Raw genomic sequence first — 19,095 nt, forward strand, 5'->3', positions numbered from 1 at the left:
TTCCCCGCATGAAATTCAGTTCGCAGACCCTGCGCACGTTCACCACCCTGCACACCTGGGTCGGCCTGGTCGCCGGCTTCGGGCTGTTCGTGGCCTTCTATGCCGGCGCGCTGACCCTGTTCCACCACGACCTGCCGCTGTGGCAGAACCCGCGCGCGGCCGAAGCCGCGCCGGCCACGCTGGATGACATGCAGCAGCTGCTGGAAGGCGTGCTGGCGCGCCACCCCGCAGCGCGCGAACACGTGGGCATGACCTTCCCCGGCCCCGACCATCCCGAGCCGCTGGCCTACTGGCAGAACGCGCAGCACCAATGGCAGTACGCCTGGCGCGATCACTACGAGGGCAGCCCCACGCCACCGCAGACGGGGTTGGCCGAACTGGTCAACCAGCTGCACTACAGCCTCGGCCTGCCGGTGGCCGGCGCCTACATCATGGGCATCGTCTCGCTGCTGTACGGCATGGCACTGCTCAGCGGCCTGGTGATCCACCTGCCGAAGCTGGCCGGCGACCTGTTCGCGCTGCGCCCCGGGCGCAACCTCAAGCAGATGTGGCAGGACGCGCACAACGTGATCGGCGTGCTGAGCCTGCCGTTCCACCTGATGTTCGCCGTCACCGGCGCCCTGTTGTGCCTGGTTGTCCTGCAGATGGCCGCGCTCAATCCCCTGGTGTTCCAGGGCAAGCTGGAACACGCCGTGGGCCCGGCGATGGATACCGCGCCGGTCCGCGCCGCTGCCGGCCAGCCCGCCGCACCGGGCAGCCTGCAGGCGCTGCATGCGCGGGCGCTGGATGTCGCCCGCGAGCAGGGGGTGCAGGATTTCAAACCGGCGTACCTGAAGCTGGCCCACGCCAACGACGCCCATGCCACGGTGGAAATCACCGGTGAATCCTCCGGCACGCTGGGCCCGCTCGGGGCGGTGGCGCTGGATGTGGCGACCGGCACCGTGCTGGCGACCCAGCTGCCGGGCCATCGCGATGCGAACCACGCCACGCTGAGCGCGGCCTATGCCCTGCACTTCGGCGAATTCGGCAACGGCGCCATCGCCTGGCTGTACTTCCTGCTCGGCCTGGGCGGTGCGTTCCTGTTCTATTCGGGCAACCTGCTGTGGATCGAGTCGCGGCGCAGGCGCCGGCAGGTCGAACAGGGCCGCGCGCAGGTCAACATGGCCCGTGCCACCGTCGGGGTATGCATCGGCCTGTGCGTGGCGATTTCGGTGGCCTTCGTCGCCGCACCGGTGCTGGAGCGCATCGCGCCCACCACCGTGGATGCCGGCATCCGCTGGGCCTGCTTCGCCACCTGGGCGGTCTGCGCCCTGTGGGCCGCGGTGCGCCGGCCGGCACAGGCCGCGCGTGAACTGCTGTGGGCGGCGGCCATCAGCACCGCGCTGGTGCCGCTGGTGCATGGCGCACTGACCGGCTACTGGCCGTGGCTGGCCGCAACGCGCGGCCTGTGGCCGCTGTTCTGGGTGGACACCATTGCCCTGGCCATGGCCTTCGGCTTCGCCACTCTGGCCCGTGCCAGCCATCGGCGTGCGCGCCACGGCGATCCCAACAGCGTCTGGGCCGGCTGAGCGCGGCTGCCGGGCGCTGCAGCCAAGGCCGGCACACCCGCCATGCGTGGCCGGCGATACGCTGGCCGGCATGATCGCCATTGACCGACTTGACCATCTGGTCCTCACCGTCGCCGACATCGAGCGCAGCTGCCGGTTCTACGAGCGTGTGCTCGGCATGCAGGCCGTGCGCTTCGGCGCCGGCCGTACCGCCCTGCAGTTCGGCCAGCAGAAGATCAACCTGCACCCGGCCAGTGCGCCGCTGGCGCCACATGCACAGCGGCCCACGGCCGGCAGCGCCGACCTGTGCCTGGTCACCCGCATGGGGATCGAGGCCGTACTGGCCCACCTGCAGCACGAAGGCGTGGCCGTGGAGGAAGGGCCGGTGCCGCGCACCGGCGCCCTGGGGCCGATCGAATCGGTGTACTTCCGCGACCCCGACGGCAACCTGATCGAAGTCAGCCGCTACCCGGCATAGGCACGCAGCCCGGCTCAATCACCGGGCAGCTTGTCCTCGTAGGGCGACAGCATCGCGCGCAGCAGACTGGCCTGCTCGTCATCGCCGGTCAGTTCCCACATGAACACCCCGCGCAGGCCTTCGCTGCGCGCGTAGTGCGAGCGGATGGCGATCGAACGCGGGTCTTCGTAGCTGATGAAGACCTTCTCGCTGGCGTTGTACAGCCACGGGCTCTGCGCCTGCGCCTGCCAATGCTGCGTCCAGCCGGGCTGGCCCAGGTAGCGCGTCCTGATCACGCGCCAGTCGCCGGCATCGGCCGGCGCGCTGTAGGGCTGGTACAGGCCATCGGGGGCATCGCCGGTCACCTTGAAGCCGCGCCCGTAGAACGGCACGCCCAGCACCAGCTTGTCGGCCGGCACCCCGTGTTCGCGGTAGAACTGCACGGCACCGGCCACATTGTTCCAGCGCTTCAGCGCCGGCTGCAGCGGGTCACCGTCCACCGCGTGCAAGGGCGCGTTGAAGGTGGACACCGACGAGAACCCGGTGCCCATGTCGTAGCTCATCAGGTTGATGAAATCGAGCACCTTGGCCAGTGCGGGCAGGTCATAGCTGGCGGCTGGATCGTAGGGGCCATCGGTCTGCAGGCGGCCGGCGGCCAGCGCGGCGGTCAGCAGCAGCGGCCGCCCCTGCTTGCGGCCGCGGGCGTCCAGCGCGGCACGGAATTCAACGGCCAGGCGGGTGAAATTGGCACGGTCCTGCGGGCGGTGCGCGATCTCCGTCGGGCCACCGCTGACCGGGAACTCCCAGTCGATATCCACGCCATCGAAACTGCCGGCATGGCGATCGAAGAACAGCGCCATGCACGAGTCGATGAAGCGCTTGCGGCTGGCCGGCGTCAGCGCGGCATCGGAGAAGCCACCGGCATTCCAGCCACCGATGGAGATCAGCGTCTGCAGGTGCGGGTGCGCGCGCTTGAGGTCGGCCAGCGCGGCGAAGTTCGCCGGCGCCTCGTCGCCGACCACGCAGCGGCCCTCCTTGATGGTGGAGAAGGCATAGAACAGGTGGGTCAGCCGGTCGGCCGGAATGGCCGACACCGGGTAGCGGCTGGCCGAACCACCGGGATAGTACGCCCCGAACACCACGGGCGTGGCCGGCGCGGCGACCGCGTCCGGTTCGTGGCCGGCGGCGCTGGCAACCGTGGGCAGGGTGCTGGCAAGCAGCACGGCGAGAACAGCCGCAGTCTGGCGGAACATGGGATCTCCCGGAGCGAAGGCGCAGCCACGGTAGCAAACCGATCGCGGGGCGACGACCGTTTCGCACGCCTGTCCCTGCAAGTCGTCCAGTGGACAACCCGGCGCTGCGGCAGCACGCCAACGCACCGTCATGCCGATGCCCGCGCAGCGACCGGCAGGACACCGCACGGCCAGCCGGCGGCAAGCGTGCCTGCCGCACAGGGCTTCAGAATTCTTCAGCCGCCTTTCCTGCACTTCAGACGGCACGCTGGCCGAATGGGGCTCCCTTCATCGGAGCCCGACCATGCGCCTACGTCCGTTCCTCGCCGGCCTGCTGCTGTGTGTGTGCCTGTTGCCACTGCCCGCCCCGGCCGCTCCCGCCCGCCCCGACCCGGACCGCCTGCTGGCGCTGGAACAGGCCATCGCCCGCGATGAATTCAAGCAGATACGCAGCGTGCTGCTGCAGGTCGATGGCCAGGTGGTCTACGAGCGCTACTTCAATGGTGCCGACGCGGACACGCTGCAGGACGTGCGCTCGGCGACCAAGAGCGTGACCGCGCTGCTGGTGGGCGCCGCCATCGGTGAAGGCCGGCTGCCGGGTGTGCAGGCCCGCATCTACGACTACTTTCCCACCTTCACCGCCCACCATGCGGTGGACCCGCGCCTGCGCGCGACCACCGTACAGGATCTGCTGACCATGAGCAGCCTGTGGGAATGCGACGATGAGAATCCGTTTTCCAGCGGCAACGAAGAACGCATGTACGTCAGCGAGCGCTGGCTGGACTTCGCGCTGTCGCTACCGGTGAAGGGCTTCGCCCCGTGGATGACGCGCCCGCAGGACAGCCCGCATGGGCGTGCCTTCGCCTACTGCACGGCCGACAGCTTCGTGCTCGGTGCCGTGCTGGAACAGGCGACCGGCCAGGCACTGGCCGACTACGCGGCACAGGCACTGGAACGGCCACTGGGCATCACCGGCAGCCACTGGAACCGCTCACCGGAGGGCATCGGCATGGGCGGTGGCGGCACGCGCTACCGCAGCCGCGACCTGGCCCGGCTGGGCCAGCTGGTGCTCGACGGCGGGCGCTGGCAGGGCCGGCAACTGGTTCCGCGCGACTACATCGCCGCGATGGTCTCGCCGCAGGCGCGGGCCGGCGATGGCAGCGATTACGGTTACCAGTGGTGGGGACTGCAACTGGACAGTGCCGGGACCCCGCAGACAGTCTGGGCGATGTCCGGCAACGGTGGCAATTACGTCTTCCTGCTGCCGCAGCAGCGCGCGGTGGCGGTGGTCACCAGCCAGGCCTACAACCGCAGCTTCGCGCACCCGCAGTCGCGGCGCATCCTCACCGATTTCCTGCTGCCGGCGCTGCGCTGAGGCCGGCCAGTTCGGCCGGTCGCCAAGGGGCAGCCAGCACCTGCGCCCGCTGCCGGGCGACATCGGCATCGATGCGCGCCAGCACCGCATCAATGCCCGGCGGCGACCGCAACGGCGCGAAGAGCGGGGTCACGCGCAGCCAGGCGGCATCGCGGAAGCCAGCATCCACCGCCTGCTGCAGCGCCCCCTGTGCGGCATCACGCTGGCCCAGCGCCTGCAGCAGCAGCGCCTGTTCCAGCGCGGCATCGGGCCAGCCATCGGCCTGCTGCGTGCGCACCTGCTGCAGGCGCTGTTCGATGCCCGCCCTGGCGGCGGGCGTCGTACCGTGCAGCAGCACCAGGGTCTGCCCCAGCGATTGCTGCGGGCGCAGCTGGGATGCCGCCTCGAAGGCCCGGGCGGCCGCTGGCCGGTCGCCGGCCAACAGCGCCAGCTCTGCCTGCAGCCGCAGCAGCTGCGGGTGTGGCGTGCCACGCTGCAGCGCCTGCGCCAGCACCTGGCGCGCCCGCTCCGGCTCACCGGCGGCCAACAGGCTGTGGGGCCAGGCGATGTTGGCGAACACGTTGTCCGGGTAGAGCAGGAAATTGCGGGCATGCTGTTCGCCGGCCACCCGCGGAAAGCCGAGCAGCTCCAGTTCCCGGGCCACCTGCACATCACGGAAACGCACGCGGCCGGGCGCTTTCAGGGCCAGGTTGTCACGCAGCGCACGCGCCAGCTGCCCCTGCTCCTGGTACAGGTAGGCCAGTGAGGCGCGGGTGGCTTCATCGCCCGGCTCCCGCTCCAGCGCCCGCTGGTAATCGGCGATGGCCTGCGGCATCTGCCCCAGGCAATCATGGGCATAGCCCCGCACCGCGTACGTGGCCCCGTCCTGCGGCTGGCCGGACCGTGCCGGTGCCACCAGCGCCAACGCCTGCCGCGCCGGGCCAGGCCCCCCGTTGTACAGGCAGGTGTCCGCCGCCAGGGCGCGGGCCAGGCCACGCCGGGCCGCCATGGAATCAGGGTCGGCCTGCAGGGCCTGCCGGTACAGTGCGATGGCGCGTTGGTTGTTGGCCGCCTGGCCAATGCCGGCGTAGTGGTCCGCGCGCGCCAGCAGGGCCTGTGCCGGACCCGCTGGCGGTGCGTGCGGCCACAGCAGTACACCGGCCAGCACCACTGCCCCGGCCGCCACCGGCCAAGGCCAGCGCGGGAACCGGCGGGGCGTGCCGATGGCCGGCCGTTCCAGCGGCTGCGGCAGCGCGCACAGCTGGTAGCCCTGTCCCCGCACGGAGCGGATGTAGCGTGGTCGGCGGCTGTCATCGCCCAGCGCCTGCCGCAGCAGCTTCACCCGCTGGCTGATGGCATCCTCGCCGACCACCGCGGGCGCCCAGACCTGGGCGGCCAGGGTATCGAAACCGACCACAGCGACCCCGTGGGCCAGCAGCACCTCCAGCAGCTTCCAGCTCAGGCCGGTCACAGGCAGCACCTGGCCCGCGCGGCTGACCCGCTGCGCGGGGCGGTCGATATCCAGATCGAGCAGGCGCAGGTGGTCCATCACTGCAGCATAGCCTGCCAGCCTGCCCGGCCCACGCAGCGCGGTAACGCAGGCAAAGAAAAAGCGGGCCGAAGCCCGCTTCTTCATTCCAGCGATGTCAGCGAGAGTGCGTCAACCAAGGTTGACACCTGCCGTCGATCATTCGGCGCTGGCGCCTTCGCCTTCTTCCACGGCCTTCATCGACAGGCGGATACGGCCCTGCTTGTCGACTTCCAGCACCTTGACCTTGACCACATCGCCTTCCTTCAGCTTGTCGCCGACCTTCTCGACGCGCTCGCTGGAGATCTGCGAAACGTGCACCAGGCCGTCCTTGCCCGGCAGGATGGTCACGAACGCACCGAAGTCCATGATCTTGGCGACCTTGCCTTCGTAGATGCGGCCCGGCTCGACGTCCGAGGTGATCTGCTCGATGCGGGCCTTGGCGGCCTGGGCAGCGATGGCGTTGACCGAGGCGATGACGATGGTGCCGTCGTCCTGGATGTCGATCTGGGTGCCGGTTTCCTTGGTGATGGCCTGGATGGTCGAGCCACCCTTGCCGATCACTTCGCGGATCTTGTCCGGGTGGATCTTGATGGTCAGCAGGCGCGGCGCGTAGTCGGACAGTTCCGAACGCGGGGCGGTCAGGCCGTGGGCCATTTCACCCAGGATGTGCAGACGGCCAGCCTTGGCCTGCTGCAGGGCCTGCTTCATGATCTCTTCGGTGATGCCTTCGATCTTGATGTCCATCTGCAGGGCGGAGATGCCCTCGGCAGTACCGGCCACCTTGAAGTCCATGTCGCCCAGGTGATCTTCGTCACCCAGGATGTCGGACAGGACGACGAAGCGATCGCCTTCCTTGACCAGGCCCATGGCGATACCGGCCACCGGGGCCTTCACCGGCACGCCGGCGTCCATCAGGGCCAGCGACGAGCCGCAGACCGAGGCCATCGACGAGGAACCGTTCGACTCGGTGATTTCCGAGACGACGCGGATGGTGTACGGGAAGGCTTCCAGCGACGGCATGACAGCCAGCACGCCGCGCTTGGCCAGGCGGCCGTGGCCGATTTCACGGCGCTTCGGGCCCATCATGCGGCCGCACTCACCCACCGAGAAGGGGGGGAAGTTGTAATGGAACAGGAAGTTTTCCTTGTACTCACCGGAGACGGCATCGATGACCTGGCCGTCACGGGCGGTGCCCAGGGTGATGGTCACGATGGCCTGGGTTTCGCCGCGGGTGAACAGCGAGGAACCGTGGGTACGCGGCAGCACGCCGGTCTTCACGGCGATCGGGCGGACGGTGTCCAGCGCACGGCCGTCGATGCGGACCTTGGTGTCCAGCACCGAGTCACGCATGGTGCGGTATTCCAGCTCGCCGAATTCCTTGGACAGTTCGGCCGGGTTCCAGCCCTCGGCGGCCACGCGGCCAGCCAGGGTTTCGACCACGTCCTTCTTGATCGCCGAGATGGCGTCACGGCGCTGCAGCTTGTCGCGCACCTGGAAGGCTTCGCCCAGGCGCGGGCCGATGGCTTCCTTCAGCGCGCCGATCAGCACGTCGTTCTTGGCCGGGGCTTCCCAGGTCGACGGCTTGGTGCCGGCTTCGACGGTCAGCTCGTTGATGGCGTTGATGACCTTCTGCATTTCGCGGTGACCGAAGGTCACGGCGCCCAGCATCACTTCTTCGGACAGCAGCTCGGCTTCCGATTCCACCATCAGCACGGCGTTGGCGGTACCGGCAACGACCAGTTCCAGCTGCGAATCAGCCAGTTCGCTGACGGTCGGGTTCAGCAGGTACTGGCCGTCCTTGTAACCGACCTTGGCAGCGCCGATCGGACCCATGAACGGGGTGCCGGCCAGGGCCAGGGCCGCCGAGGCACCGATCAGGGCCGGAATGTCACCGTCCACTTCCGGGTTCAGCGACATCACCGTGGCGATGATCTGGACTTCGTTCTTGTAGTCTTCCGGGAACAGCGGGCGGATCGGACGGTCGATCAGGCGCGAGATCAGGGTTTCCTTCTCGGTCGCACGGCCTTCACGCTTGAAGAAACCACCCGGGATACGGCCGCCGGCGTAGAACTTCTCCTGATAGTCGACGGTCAGCGGGAAGAAGTCCTGGCCTTCGCGCGCGCTCTTGGCGGCGACGGCGGTGACCAGCAGTACGGTGTCGTCCATCTTGACGATGACGGAACCGCTGGCCTGGCGGGCGATTTCGCCGGTCTCAAGCGTGACGGTGTGCTTGCCGTACTGGAAGGTTTTGGTGATTTTTGCCACGGAGGGTGTCCTTGGGGATGCTGTCTGCGAATGGACCGTCGGCGACCCTTGCCGCCGTCGGGTGACCGGTTGTCCCGGCCCATAAAAGGAATTGCGGTACTGCAAAAACAAAACCGCGGCGCATCGCTGCGCCGCGGGGGATTCGTTGCTTAGCGACGCAGGCCAAGCTTCTCGATCAGGGCCTTGTAACGCTCGACGTCCTTCTTCTTCAGGTAGTCGAGCAGGCTGCGGCGGCGGTTGACCATCTGCAGCAGGCCGCGGCGGCTGTGGTGGTCCTTCTTGTGGGTCTTGAAGTGGCCGGTCAGCAGTTCGATGCGGGCGGTCAGCAGGGCCACCTGGACTTCCGGGGAGCCGGTGTCCGCGGCGCTGCGCTTGTTGTCTTCAATGACCTTCTGGGTGTCGATCGACATGGTGCTTTTCTCTTTGGATGCGGGGCTGGCAGGAACGTGTTCACGCACCGCCATGCTCGCCGATTACGGGAATGATGAACCTGCGGGACGCAGGCTGCCGGAAAATGGCCGCGAAATTGTAACGGTCCCGGGGGTCCGGGGACAAGGGACCCGGGCTGAACCGCTCTGCCCCGGTCAGAGGTTGAAGCGCCGTTGCGGGGCCAGCAGGCCGCTGTCATCGACCTGGCCCAGGCCCTGGATGGCCTGCGCGGGGCCGTACACGGCCACCACGCCCGGTGCCCAGGCCGGGTCGCGCAGGCGCTGGCCCATGCAGAACCGGGCCGTCTGGCCGACATCGAGCTCGATACGGGGGAAATGCGCCAATCCGGCCGACAGCGGCAGCAGCAGCGCGTCCAGCCCGGCTTCGTCACCGGCCTCGGACAGGGCCCGCAGCTGTTCCAGGGTGACCATGGCCGGCGCCTGGAACGGCGTCACCCACAGCCGGCGCAGGCCGCTGATGTGGGCGCCGCACCCCAGCGCCTCGCCCAGGTCGCGGGCCAGGCTGCGGATGTAGGTGCCCGAGCCACAGGTCACGCGCAGGCGCAGCCGGGCCGGCTGCTGTTCCAGCACGTCGATGGCCTGCACGTGGACGTCGCGCTCGGGCGCCTCGATGGCCTCGCCACGGCGGGCCTTCACATACAACGGCTCGCCGCCCTGCTTGAGCGCTGAATAGATCGGGGCACGCTGGCGGATGTGGCCGGTCAGCGGCGCCAGCGCCGCCTGCAGGTCCTGCGCACTGATGGCCGGCACCGGCCGCTCCAGCAGCACTTGGCCGTCGGCATCGTCGGTGTCGGTGGTCTGGCCCAGCACGATCTCGGCGTCATAGGCCTTGGCCGAGCCCAGCAGCAGGCCGGCGATCTTGGTGGCTTCACCGAAGCACAGCGGCAGCAGGCCGGTGGCCAGCGGGTCCAGGCTGCCGGTATGGCCGCCCTTCTCGGCCCGGAACAGGCGGCGGGCCACCTGCAGCGCGGTGTTGGAGCTCAGCCCGGTCGGCTTGTCGAGCAGCAGGATGCCATCCAGGCGGCGGAACTGAATTCGGGTCATGACAGGAGGTTGTAGAGCCAGGCCATGCCTGGCTGCCGCAGCGCGGCCCGCATCGGGCATCGCGCAGCCGGAATGCAACAACGCCGGGGCATGCCCGGCGACGCGCGGTTATTCTTCGCCGCCCTCGCGACGCTTTTCCGCGGCCAGCGTATCGGGCAGGTCGCGCAGGAGGTTGTCGATGTGCTCACCACGATCGACCGAATCGTCGTAGTGGAAATGCAGCTCGGGCACGTGGCGCAGCTTCATCGCCCGGGCCAGGTCCATGCGCAGCTGCCTGCCCAGCTCCTTCAGTCCGGCCACGGCCTCGGCCGAACGCTCGGGCATCAGCGCGGTGACGAACACCTTGGCATGGGCCATGTCACGGGTGATTTCCACGTCGGACACGCTCACCGAGGGCAACGCATGCTCGCGCACGGCGTTGTGCACCAGGGTGCCGAGTTCACGGCGCAGCTGGGCGGAGACACGGTCGGTTCGATGGAAAGTCTTGGGCACGCGGCAGGGCTCTTCTGTGTTTGCGGTCTGGATCAGGGTACAGCAGGGGGTAACGGGAACCGGGCCCGAAGGCCCGGTTCCGTGCAGCATTACAGGGTGCGCGGCACTTCGATGCGCTCGAAGCACTCGATCTGGTCACCCGGCTTGACGTCGTTGTAGGCCTTCACGCCGATACCGCATTCGGTACCGTTGCGGACCTCCTCCACGTTCTCCTTGAAGCGGCGCAGCGATTCGAGTTCGCCCTCGAACACCACCACGCTGTCGCGCAGCACGCGGATCGGCTTGTTCCGCTTCACCACGCCTTCGACGATCATGCAGCCTGCGACCGCGCCGAACTTCGAGCTGCGGAACACGTCGCGGACCTCGGCGATACCGATGATCTCTTCGCGGATCTCCACGCCCAGCAGACCGGAGGCCACCTGCTTCACCTGGTCGATCACGTCATAGATGATCGAGAAGTAACGCAGGTCCACACCGTTGGATTCGATGATGCGGCGAGCCGAGGCATCCGCACGCACGTTGAAGCCGATGACGGTGGCCTTGGAGGCAACGGCCGAATTGGCGTCCGATTCGGTGATGCCGCCCACGCCGGAGTGGATCACGTTGATGCGGATGTCGTCGTTGGACAGGGCCACCAGCGCCTGGCTCAGTGCCTGCACCGAACCCTGCACGTCGGCCTTGATGACCAGGTTGAGGACCTGCTGGCCGTCACCCTTGCCCAGCTGGGCCATGATGTCTTCCATGCGGCTGCCGGCGGTGGCGACCAGGCGCGATTCACGGCGCTTGGTCTCACGCTGCTGGGCAACGTCCTTGGCCAGGCGCTCGTCATCGACGACCACGAAGTCGTCACCGGCTTCGGGCACGCCGGACAGGCCGAGCACCTGCACCGGGATGGACGGGCCGGCGAAGTCCGGCTGCTTGCCGGTCTCGTCGAACAGCGCACGCACACGGCCGTACTGGATGCCGCACACCAGGTAGTCGCCCTTCTTCAGGCGGCCCTGCTGCACCAGCACGGTAGCGACCGGGCCGCGGCCCTTGTCCAGCGCCGATTCGATCACCACGCCGGAGGCGCGGCCTTCGTCGACGGCCTTCAGTTCCAGCAGTTCGGCCTGGATGGAGATGGCGTCCAGCAGGTCGTCGACGCCCAGGCCGGTCTTGGCCGAGATCTCCACCATCTGGGTGTCACCACCGAAGTCTTCGGCCACGACCTGCTCACCGAGCAGTTCGTTCTTGACCCGCATCGGGTCGGCATCGGACTTGTCGATCTTGTTGATGGCCACGATCAGCGGCACGCCAGCCGAACGGGCATGCTGGATCGCTTCCTTGGTCTGCGGCATGACACCGTCATCGGCGGCCACCACCAGCACCACGATGTCGGTCAGCTTGGCGCCGCGCGCACGCATCGAGGTGAAGGCCGCATGGCCGGGGGTATCCAGGAAGCTGATCACGCCCTTGGGCGTATCGACGTGGTAGGCACCGATATGCTGGGTGATGCCGCCGGCTTCGCCGGTGGCGACCTTGGTGCGGCGGATGTAATCCAGCAGCGAGGTCTTGCCGTGGTCGACGTGACCCATGATGGTGACCACCGGCGGACGCTGCACGGCGTCGCCCTGGTCATCACCGGTTGCCGCCAGCAGCGCGTCTTCGGCGTCGTTGTTGTCGGCACGGCTGGCCTTGTGGCCCAGTTCCTCGGTCACCAGCACGGCGGTGTCGTGGTCGATGGACTGGGTGATGGTAGCCATCACGCCCATCTTGAACAGCGCCTTGACCACCTCGCCGCCCTTCAGCGCAAGCTTCTGCGCCAGGTCGGCCACGGTGATCGTGTCGCCGATCGACACTTCGCGCACCACCGGTGCGGTCGGACGCTCGAACCCATGGCTGCCACCCCCGTTGCTGCCGCCACGGCCGGTGTCGCCACGACGGCCCGGTGCATTGCGGCCGCCACCGGGACGACCCCGGTTGTTGCCGGTGTTGCTGCCGCGGCGGGCACGGTCGGCCGCCGACAGGTGCAGCTGGCCGGAGAAGCGGTCATCGCCGCCACGTTCGTTGCGGCCACCACGGCTGTTGCGGTCGTTGCGGTCATCGGCACGCGGCGCGGCGCGCGACGGCGCCGGGGCGGCCGGCGCAGCCGGACGCGGCGCACGCGGGGCAGCGGCGTCGGCCGCCGGGCGCGGCGCCGGGCGGCTGGCCGCTTCCTGCTCGGCGCGCTTGGCGGCTTCGGCCGCTTCGGCCGCAGCCTTCTTCTCGGCCTCGGCACGCTCGCGTGCAGCGATTTCCTCTTCGCGCTTGCGGGCGATTTCCTCGTCACGCAGGCGGTCCTTTTCCGCCAGCGCCTGCTGCTCGGCCAGGTTGCGCTGGCGCGATTCCTCCAGCTTGCGCAGGATGTCGGCGCGCTCCTCATCCGGGGTCATGCGCGTGGCCGCCTTGTCGTAGGTGCGCTTCTGGCGCACTTCCACGTTCACGGTGGTCTTGCTGCGACCCGCGTTCACCGTCACTTCCTGGTGCTTGCGGCGGTTCAGGGTGATTTTCTTGGAAGCGGCTTCGGCTTCCTCGGCGGCCTGCTCGGGCTTGCCATGGGCACGGCGAAGGAAGCCCAGGAGCTTCACCTTCTCGGTGCTGGTCACGACCTGGTCTGGGCCACTGAACTTCATGCCGGCACCGGCCAGCTGTTCCAGCAGTTTTTCAACCGGCGTATTGACCAGTTCGGCAAGCTTGCGGATGGTGGTTTGCTGCGACATTCGGATCCTAGGTTCTTGTGAGCGCCCCCTCGCCGTAGGAGGTGACGCGGATTCTACGCCCTGAGCGGCTCAGGGCCCTGTTCATTGCCGGCTCATTCGCCGCGTTCCAGCCGGGCGATCTCTTCGGCGCGGGCGGCCAGGATCAGCGCCGCGGCGCGCGCCTGGTCCAGGCCTTCGATGCCGAACTCCACCACCTCGTCAGCGGCCAGGTCCGACAGGTCCTCGCCCGTACGCACGCCGTGGCTGGCCAAGGCGTAGGCGGTCGCCTCGTCCATGCCGGCCAGGGCCAGCAGGTCGTCGGACGGAGCGCCCTCTTCCAGGCCCTCTTCCACGGCCAGTGCATCGTTGAGCAGCGCATCGCGGGCACGCGCACGCAGTTCCTCGACGATGTCCTCGTCGAAGCCTTCCACGGCCAGCAGTTCGCCGACCGGCACGTATGCGATTTCCTCGACGGTGCCGAAGCCTTCGCTGACCAGGATGCCGGCGATTTCCTCGTCCACTTCCAGCTTGTCCATGAACAGCTGGCGGGCCGAGGCCTGCTCGGCTTCGGACTTGGCGGTGACCTGGTCCTGGGTCATCACGTTGAGCTGCCAACCGGTCAGGCGGCTGGCCAGGCGCACGTTCTGGCCGCCCTTGCCGATGGCCTGGGCCAGGCGGTCTTCGGCCACGGCCAGGTCCATCGAGTGCTTGTCTTCATCGACGATGATCGACTGCACTTCGGCCGGCGCCATCGCGTTGATGACGAAGTTGGCCGGGTTCTCGTTCCACAGCACGATGTCCACGCGCTCGCCATTGAGCTCGTTGGACACGGCCTGGACGCGCGAACCGCGCATGCCGATGCAGGCGCCGATCGGATCGGTACGGGTGTCGTGGGCCAGCACGGCGATCTTGGCGCGGTCGCCCGGGTCACGGGCACAGGCCATGATTTCCACCAGGCCCTGGCCGACTTCCGGCACTTCCAGCTTGAACAGCTCGATCATGAACTCCGGCGCGGCGCGGCTGATGAACAGCTGCGGGCCACGCGGCTCCGAACGCACTTCGGCCAGGTAGCCGCGCACGCGGTCGCCGGCGCGCAGCACGTCGCGCGGAATGCCCTTGTCCTTCGGAATGAAGCCTTCGGCGTTGCCGCCCAGGTCCACGTAGATGTTGCCACGCTCGGCACGCTTGACCACACCGGTGATCAGCTCGCCCACGCGGTCCTTCCACGCATCGACCACCTGCTGGCGCTCGGCTTCGCGCACGCGCTGCACGATTACCTGCTTGGCGGCCTGGGCGGCGATACGGCCGAAATCGGGATTTTCGATCTGCTCTTCGATGTAATCGCCGACGTCCACGCCTTCGGCTTCATCGACGGCGTCCATCAGGCGGATCTGCCGGTCGGGCGATTCCATCACCACGTCATCGGCCACCACTTCCCAGCGGCGGAAGGTTTCGTAGCTGCCATCCTTGTGGTCGATCGCCACGCGGGTCAGCACTTCCTCGTCGGGATAGCGCTTCTTGGCGGCCGATGCCAGTGCGGCCTCGATCGCATCGAAGATCACTTCACGCGGCACGCCCTTCTCGTTGGCGACCGCGTCCACTACCAGCAACAGTTCCTTGCTCATTGGCTCACTCCGCGCGCGGCTTCTTTGCCGCCGGCTCGTTGGAAGAAGAATTCGTGTTCGGCTTCGGGCGCTTCGGTGCCGGACCGGTCGGCTTGCTCGGGGCCAGGCCCAGGGCAACCCAGTCAGGCATGATGCGCGCCTTGTCGATGTTGTCCGCCGACACCACCACGGTGGCCTTGTCGACGGTGAAGGTAATGGTGCCCTGCTCCGCATCGACCGATTCGATTCGGCCCTGCAGGCGGCGGCGGTTGTCCTGCGGCAGCTTCAGCTGCACCTTGGCGTTCTGCCCCAGGTGCTGGCCGAACTGCTGCAGGTTGAACAGCGGACGGTCCACGCCGGGCGAGGACACTTCCAGCGTGTAGTTGCCGCTGATCGGATCCTCGACGTCCAGCTGCGCGGAGACTTCGCGGCTCACGCGCTCGCAGTCCTCGACGTTGATCACTCGCTCGTCCTGCTCGGCGATCAGCACATCGATGTACAGGCGCAGGGTCGCGCCGCCCGGTGCGGGCAGGTATTCGACGCCCAGCAGCTCCAGGCCCAGCGCATCGACGGTGGGGCCGAGCAGAGTCGCGATTTCGGTTGCCTTGTCGCTCACAGCCTGCCTTGTTCTTGAATGAGGAAAATGACCGGGCCAGCGGTGGGCCCGTTCCGGAAACAACAAAGGGCCCGCTGGGCCCCTTGTCCGGTGGAAATCCGGTCACTGGATTCCGGCCGCAGGGCGCGCTGACGCGATCCCCTGCGAAGCCCAGCCGCCCGGCCTGTCCATGCGTGACGCAGGGGGACCGGCCCGGGGCGCTGGTGGCGGGATGGACGCCCTCCCCGTGGGGAGCCGACCATCAGGTATACCGCCAGCCCGTGGATGATAGCCCTTGCACCGTGCTGGTGCAAGGTTGGGGGCCACTCTCCCGCCTGCCGCAGCAACCGCCGGGCCCGGCGCGGCGACGCGACGGCCACACCGGAACCACAAAGAAAAACGCCTTCGAAACAGAGCTTCGAAGGCGCATTCTTTACTTGGTAGCGGGGGCAGGATTTGAACCTGCGACCTTCGGGTTATGAGCCCGACGAGCTGCCAGACTGCTCCACCCCGCATCAGAAGCGGAATTATGAGTGATGGCTTCAGAAGATGCAAGCCTTCCCTCATTCATCCAACCGGTTGGCGCCGGCGCGGATGTTGGTAGCGGGGGCAGGATTTGAACCTGCGACCTTCGGGTTATGAGCCCGACGAGCTGCCAGACTGCTCCACCCCGCACCGGAAGTGTTTGAACTGCTGCATCACCGGTGAGGGTAGACGCGCTGCAACGATGTTCTGGCTGAACCGCTGCAGTGACAACTCAGGCTGCGCATATTACATGAATTGCGCAGCTTTGTGTCAACTTTTATGCAAGATGCGCAAAAGCCTGCTGGCACCAGACCATGATCGGGTTCCAGCTGACGCCGAGCGCCAGCAGGGCCAGGGCATTGACGCCCAGCACCACGCCCAGCACGCGGTCGTTGTTGCGCGGCAGGGCCTCGCCCACCGGCTCGTCGAAGTACATGACCTTGATGACGCGCAGGTAGTAGAAGGCACCGATCACGGCGCAGATCACGCCCAGCAGCGCCAGCCACAGCAGGCCACCGTTGACGGCAGCGCCGAGCACGGCCAGCTTGGTCCAGAAGCCCAGGAACGGCGGAATGCCGGCCAGCGACGCCATGATGCACAGCACCAGGCCGGCCATCCACGGGTTGCGGGCGTTCAGGCCCTTGAAGTCATCGATGCTCTCAGCCTCGAAGCCGTTGCGCGACAGCGCGATGATCGCGCCGAAGGCCGCGGTGGACATGATGGCGTAGGCCAGTGCGTAGAACAGCGCGGCGGCATAGCCCTGCGCACCGCCACCGGCGATGCCCATCAGCAGGAAGCCGATGTGCGAGACGGTGGAGAACGCCAGCATGCGCTTGAGGTTGCTCTGCGCGATGGCCATCAGGTTGCCGATGACCAGCGACAGCGCGGCCAGGCCGGCGATCAGGATCTGCAGCTCGCTGGACAGCGGGCCCACGCCCATTTCCAGCAGGCGGTAGGCCATGCCGAACGCGGCCAGCTTCGGTGCCGAGCTGATGAACAGCGCGATCGGTGCCGGGGCGCCCTGGTAGACGTCCGGCAGCCACATGTGGAACGGTGCCGCGCCGAGCTTGAAGGCCACGCCGGCGATCATGAACACCGCGCCGGTGATCAGCAGCATGCGCTCTTCCGAGTGCGGGATGGCTTCGCGGATGGCATCCAGGTGCAGGCTGCCGGTGGCGCCGTAGATCAGCGACATGCCGTACAGCAGCAGACCCGAGGCCAGCGAACCCAGCACGATGTACTTCATCGCCGCTTCCGAGGCCAGGCCGCTGTCGCGGTTGCTGGCCACCAGCGCGTAGGAGCACAGGGCCAGCAGTTCCAGGCCCAGGTACACCATCAGCAGGCTGCCGGCGGAGACGAGGATCATCATGCCGGCGGTGCCGAACAGCACCAGCACCGGGATTTCGCCCTGGAACAGGTTGCGCTCGCGCAGGTAGCTCCAGCCGTAGACCAGGCTCAGGCCGCTGATCAGCACGATCACGGTCTTCATCACGTCCGCAGCGGTGTCGCGCACGAACATGCCGTGGAAGACCTCGCCCTGCCCGCCCACGCCGGTCGCCAGCATGAACAGCACCACCGCCAGCGCGGCGATCGAGAACAGGTGGGTGACGATCTTGTTCCGGTTGCTGACGAACAGATCGAGGATCATCAGGGCGAACGCAGCGCCCACCAGCACCAGCTCGGGGGCGAGCGGCGGCAGGTCAGCGGCGGTCAGTGGCATCAGCGGCGAGGTGGTCATTATCAAATCCTGGAATCAATTCGCTTCACGGCCCGATCAGAGCAGCTTGCTGGAGGCGATCTGCATCGCCAGCTTGGCGATCGACGGCTCCATCAGGTCGGTCAAGGGCTTCGGGTACAGGCCCAGGGCCAGCACGCCAATGGCGAACACGCCCAGCACCAGCCACTCGCGGCCGTTGATGTCCTTGAGCTCGGCGACGTGGCTGTTGGCCACTTCGCCGAAGAAGATGCGCTTGTACAGCCACAGGGTGTAGGCGGCGCCGATGATCAGCGTGGTGGCCGCACCCAGTGCGATCCACGGATTGCGCTGGAACGAGGCCAGGATGACCATGAACTCGCCCACGAAACCGCTGGTGCCCGGCAGGCCGGCATTGGCCATGAAGAACAGCATGGCGAAGGTGGCAAACCACGGCATCACGTTCACCACGCCGCCGTAATCGGCGATGCGGCGGCTGTGCATGCGGTCATACAGCACGCCCACGCAGGAGAACATCGCGCCGGACACGAAGCCGTGCGAGATCATCTGCACCATCGCACCCTGCAGGCCCAGGCGGGCGGCGTCGGCATTGCCGGCTTCGCGCACCAGCCACAGGGCGATGAAGGTACCCAGGGTGACAAAACCCATGTGCGCGATCGACGAATAGGCGATCAGCTTCTTCATGTCGTCCTGCACCAGGGCGACCAGGCCGACGTAGATGACCGCGATCAGGGACAGGGCGATGACCAGCCAGGCCCACTCATGCGAGGCGTCCGGCACGATCGGCAGGTTGAAGCGCAGGAAGCCGTAGCCACCGATCTTCAGCGCGATGGCGGCCAGGATCACCGAACCGGCGGTCGGCGCTTCCACGTGCGCGTCCGGCAGCCAGGTGTGCACCGGGAACATCGGCACCTTGACCGCGAAGGCGATCAGGAAGGCGAAGAAGATCCAGGTCTGTTCCTTGGCGCTCAGCGGCAGCGCGTACAGGTCGGCCAGCTGGAAGCTGCCGCCCTTCAGGTACAGGTAGATCAGCGCCACCAGCATCAGCACCGAGCCGAGGAAGGTGTACAGGAAGAACTTCAGGGCGGCGTAGATGCGACGCGGACCACCCCAGACACCGATGATGAGGAACATCGGGATCAGCATGGCCTCGAAGAACACGTAGAACAGCATCGCGTCGGTGGCCGAGAAGATGCCGACGGTGACGCCTTCCAGGATCAGGAAGGCCGCCACGTACTGGTTCACGCGCTTGTCGATGGCGCTCCAGGCACCGATCAGGGCCAGCACGCCGACCAGGGTGGTCAGCAGGATCAGGGCAACGGCGATGCCGTCCACGCCAAGGTTGTAGCCGATCTTGTACGCCGGGATCCACGCATGGGTCTCGACGAACTGCAGGCCCTCGGCCGCCGGGTTGTAGCCGCTGAGCAGCGACAGGCTGGCGACGAAGGTCAGCACGGCGACGCCCAGCGACGCCCAGCGGGCGGTCTGTGCGTCACGGATGGCAAGGATCAGGGCACCGCCGAAGATCGGCAGCCAGATGAGGACACTGAGTAGAGGCCAGTTCGACAC

14 protein-coding genes and 2 tRNA genes are annotated in these 19,095 nt (G+C 67.5%); 3 read left to right on the forward strand and 13 right to left on the reverse strand.

Annotated elements, in window-relative coordinates; all coding sequences use genetic code 11:
- Positions 1-8: 8 nt before the first annotated feature.
- On the forward strand, positions 9-1,568 hold the full coding sequence (locus Q9R17_RS02080) for a PepSY-associated TM helix domain-containing protein (RefSeq protein WP_308156805.1): 1,560 nt from the start codon (positions 9-11) through the stop codon (positions 1,566-1,568).
- Positions 1,569-1,641: 73 nt separating this feature from the next.
- Positions 1,642-2,025: a VOC family protein gene (locus Q9R17_RS02085; protein WP_308158406.1), complete on the forward strand. Its 384-nt coding sequence runs from the start codon at positions 1,642-1,644 to the stop codon at positions 2,023-2,025.
- A 14-nt stretch (positions 2,026-2,039) separates the two neighbouring features.
- On the opposite strand, the gene Q9R17_RS02090 is transcribed toward Q9R17_RS02085, so the two are convergent.
- Positions 2,040-3,257: a glycoside hydrolase family 18 protein gene (locus Q9R17_RS02090; RefSeq protein WP_308156806.1), complete on the reverse strand. Its 1,218-nt coding sequence runs from the start codon at positions 3,255-3,257 to the stop codon at positions 2,040-2,042.
- Between the two features lie 283 nt (positions 3,258-3,540).
- On the opposite strand from Q9R17_RS02090, the gene Q9R17_RS02095 reads away from it, so the two are divergent.
- A complete protein-coding gene (locus Q9R17_RS02095; RefSeq protein WP_308156807.1) occupies positions 3,541-4,611 on the forward strand; it encodes a serine hydrolase in 1,071 nt (356 codons plus the stop codon).
- Here Q9R17_RS02095 and Q9R17_RS02100 read toward each other — a convergent pair.
- The 12 genes from Q9R17_RS02100 to Q9R17_RS02155 all read right to left on the reverse strand — a co-directional run bounded on the left by Q9R17_RS02100 (position 4,580) and on the right by Q9R17_RS02155 (position 19,095).
- Complete coding sequence (locus Q9R17_RS02100) at positions 4,580-6,139, reverse strand: winged helix-turn-helix transcriptional regulator (RefSeq protein WP_308156808.1); 1,560 nt, start codon at positions 6,137-6,139, stop codon at positions 4,580-4,582. The genes Q9R17_RS02095 and Q9R17_RS02100 overlap by 32 nt on opposite strands.
- A 138-nt stretch (positions 6,140-6,277) precedes the next feature.
- Positions 6,278-8,386, reverse strand: a complete 2,109-nt coding sequence (gene pnp / locus Q9R17_RS02105; RefSeq protein WP_308156809.1) for a polyribonucleotide nucleotidyltransferase — start codon at positions 8,384-8,386, stop codon at positions 6,278-6,280.
- Between the two features lie 149 nt (positions 8,387-8,535).
- Positions 8,536-8,796, reverse strand: a complete 261-nt coding sequence (rpsO, locus tag Q9R17_RS02110) for a 30S ribosomal protein S15 (RefSeq protein ID WP_005417886.1) — start codon at positions 8,794-8,796, stop codon at positions 8,536-8,538.
- Between the two features lie 174 nt (positions 8,797-8,970).
- Positions 8,971-9,879 carry a tRNA pseudouridine(55) synthase TruB gene (gene truB, locus Q9R17_RS02115; RefSeq protein ID WP_308156810.1) on the reverse strand — a complete coding sequence of 303 codons (909 nt, stop codon included), beginning with the start codon at positions 9,877-9,879 and terminating at the stop codon, positions 8,971-8,973.
- A gap of 108 nt (positions 9,880-9,987) precedes the next feature.
- A complete protein-coding gene (gene rbfA / locus Q9R17_RS02120) occupies positions 9,988-10,371 on the reverse strand; it encodes a 30S ribosome-binding factor RbfA (protein WP_308156811.1) in 384 nt (127 codons plus the stop codon).
- 89 nt (positions 10,372-10,460) lie between these two features.
- Positions 10,461-13,109 carry a translation initiation factor IF-2 gene (infB, locus tag Q9R17_RS02125; protein ID WP_308156812.1) on the reverse strand — a complete coding sequence of 883 codons (2,649 nt, stop codon included), beginning with the start codon at positions 13,107-13,109 and terminating at the stop codon, positions 10,461-10,463.
- A 92-nt stretch (positions 13,110-13,201) separates the two neighbouring features.
- Complete coding sequence (gene nusA / locus Q9R17_RS02130; RefSeq protein ID WP_308156813.1) at positions 13,202-14,713, reverse strand: transcription termination factor NusA; 1,512 nt, start codon at positions 14,711-14,713, stop codon at positions 13,202-13,204.
- 4 nt (positions 14,714-14,717) lie between these two features.
- Positions 14,718-15,308 carry a ribosome maturation factor RimP gene (gene rimP, locus Q9R17_RS02135; protein WP_308156814.1) on the reverse strand — a complete coding sequence of 197 codons (591 nt, stop codon included), beginning with the start codon at positions 15,306-15,308 and terminating at the stop codon, positions 14,718-14,720.
- 417 nt (positions 15,309-15,725) lie between these two features.
- Positions 15,726-15,802: transfer RNA gene (locus Q9R17_RS02140), tRNA-Met, on the reverse strand.
- Positions 15,803-15,885: 83 nt separating this feature from the next.
- A tRNA-Met gene (locus Q9R17_RS02145) sits at positions 15,886-15,962 on the reverse strand.
- 127 nt (positions 15,963-16,089) lie between these two features.
- Complete coding sequence (gene nuoN / locus Q9R17_RS02150) at positions 16,090-17,550, reverse strand: NADH-quinone oxidoreductase subunit NuoN (RefSeq protein ID WP_308156815.1); 1,461 nt, start codon at positions 17,548-17,550, stop codon at positions 16,090-16,092.
- Positions 17,551-17,586: 36 nt separating this feature from the next.
- The gene (locus Q9R17_RS02155) at positions 17,587-19,095 is read right to left on the reverse strand and encodes an NADH-quinone oxidoreductase subunit M (RefSeq protein ID WP_308156816.1); all 1,509 of its coding nucleotides are present in this window, start codon (positions 19,093-19,095) and stop codon (positions 17,587-17,589) included.

The organism is Stenotrophomonas sp. 24(2023) (assembly GCF_030913365.1).
In the GTDB taxonomy this organism is placed as follows: domain Bacteria; phylum Pseudomonadota; class Gammaproteobacteria; order Xanthomonadales; family Xanthomonadaceae; genus Stenotrophomonas.

What these genes read in the sequence shown, in the direction of transcription:
- Q9R17_RS02080 (WP_308156805.1), top strand. Translation starts at nt 9, where the DNA reads ATGAAATTCAGTTCGCAGACCCTGCGCACGTTCACCACCCTGCACACC.
- Q9R17_RS02090 (WP_308156806.1), bottom strand. Translation starts at nt 3,257, where the DNA reads ATGTTCCGCCAGACTGCGGCTGTTCTCGCCGTGCTGCTTGCCAGCACC.
- infB (WP_308156812.1), bottom strand. Translation starts at nt 13,109, where the DNA reads ATGTCGCAGCAAACCACCATCCGCAAGCTTGCCGAACTGGTCAATACG.
- rpsO (WP_005417886.1), bottom strand. Translation starts at nt 8,796, where the DNA reads ATGTCGATCGACACCCAGAAGGTCATTGAAGACAACAAGCGCAGCGCC.
- nusA (WP_308156813.1), bottom strand. Translation starts at nt 14,713, where the DNA reads ATGAGCAAGGAACTGTTGCTGGTAGTGGACGCGGTCGCCAACGAGAAG.
- Q9R17_RS02100 (WP_308156808.1), bottom strand. Translation starts at nt 6,139, where the DNA reads ATGGACCACCTGCGCCTGCTCGATCTGGATATCGACCGCCCCGCGCAG.
- truB (WP_308156810.1), bottom strand. Translation starts at nt 9,879, where the DNA reads ATGACCCGAATTCAGTTCCGCCGCCTGGATGGCATCCTGCTGCTCGAC.
- Q9R17_RS02095 (WP_308156807.1), top strand. Translation starts at nt 3,541, where the DNA reads ATGCGCCTACGTCCGTTCCTCGCCGGCCTGCTGCTGTGTGTGTGCCTG.
- nuoN (WP_308156815.1), bottom strand. Translation starts at nt 17,550, where the DNA reads ATGACCACCTCGCCGCTGATGCCACTGACCGCCGCTGACCTGCCGCCG.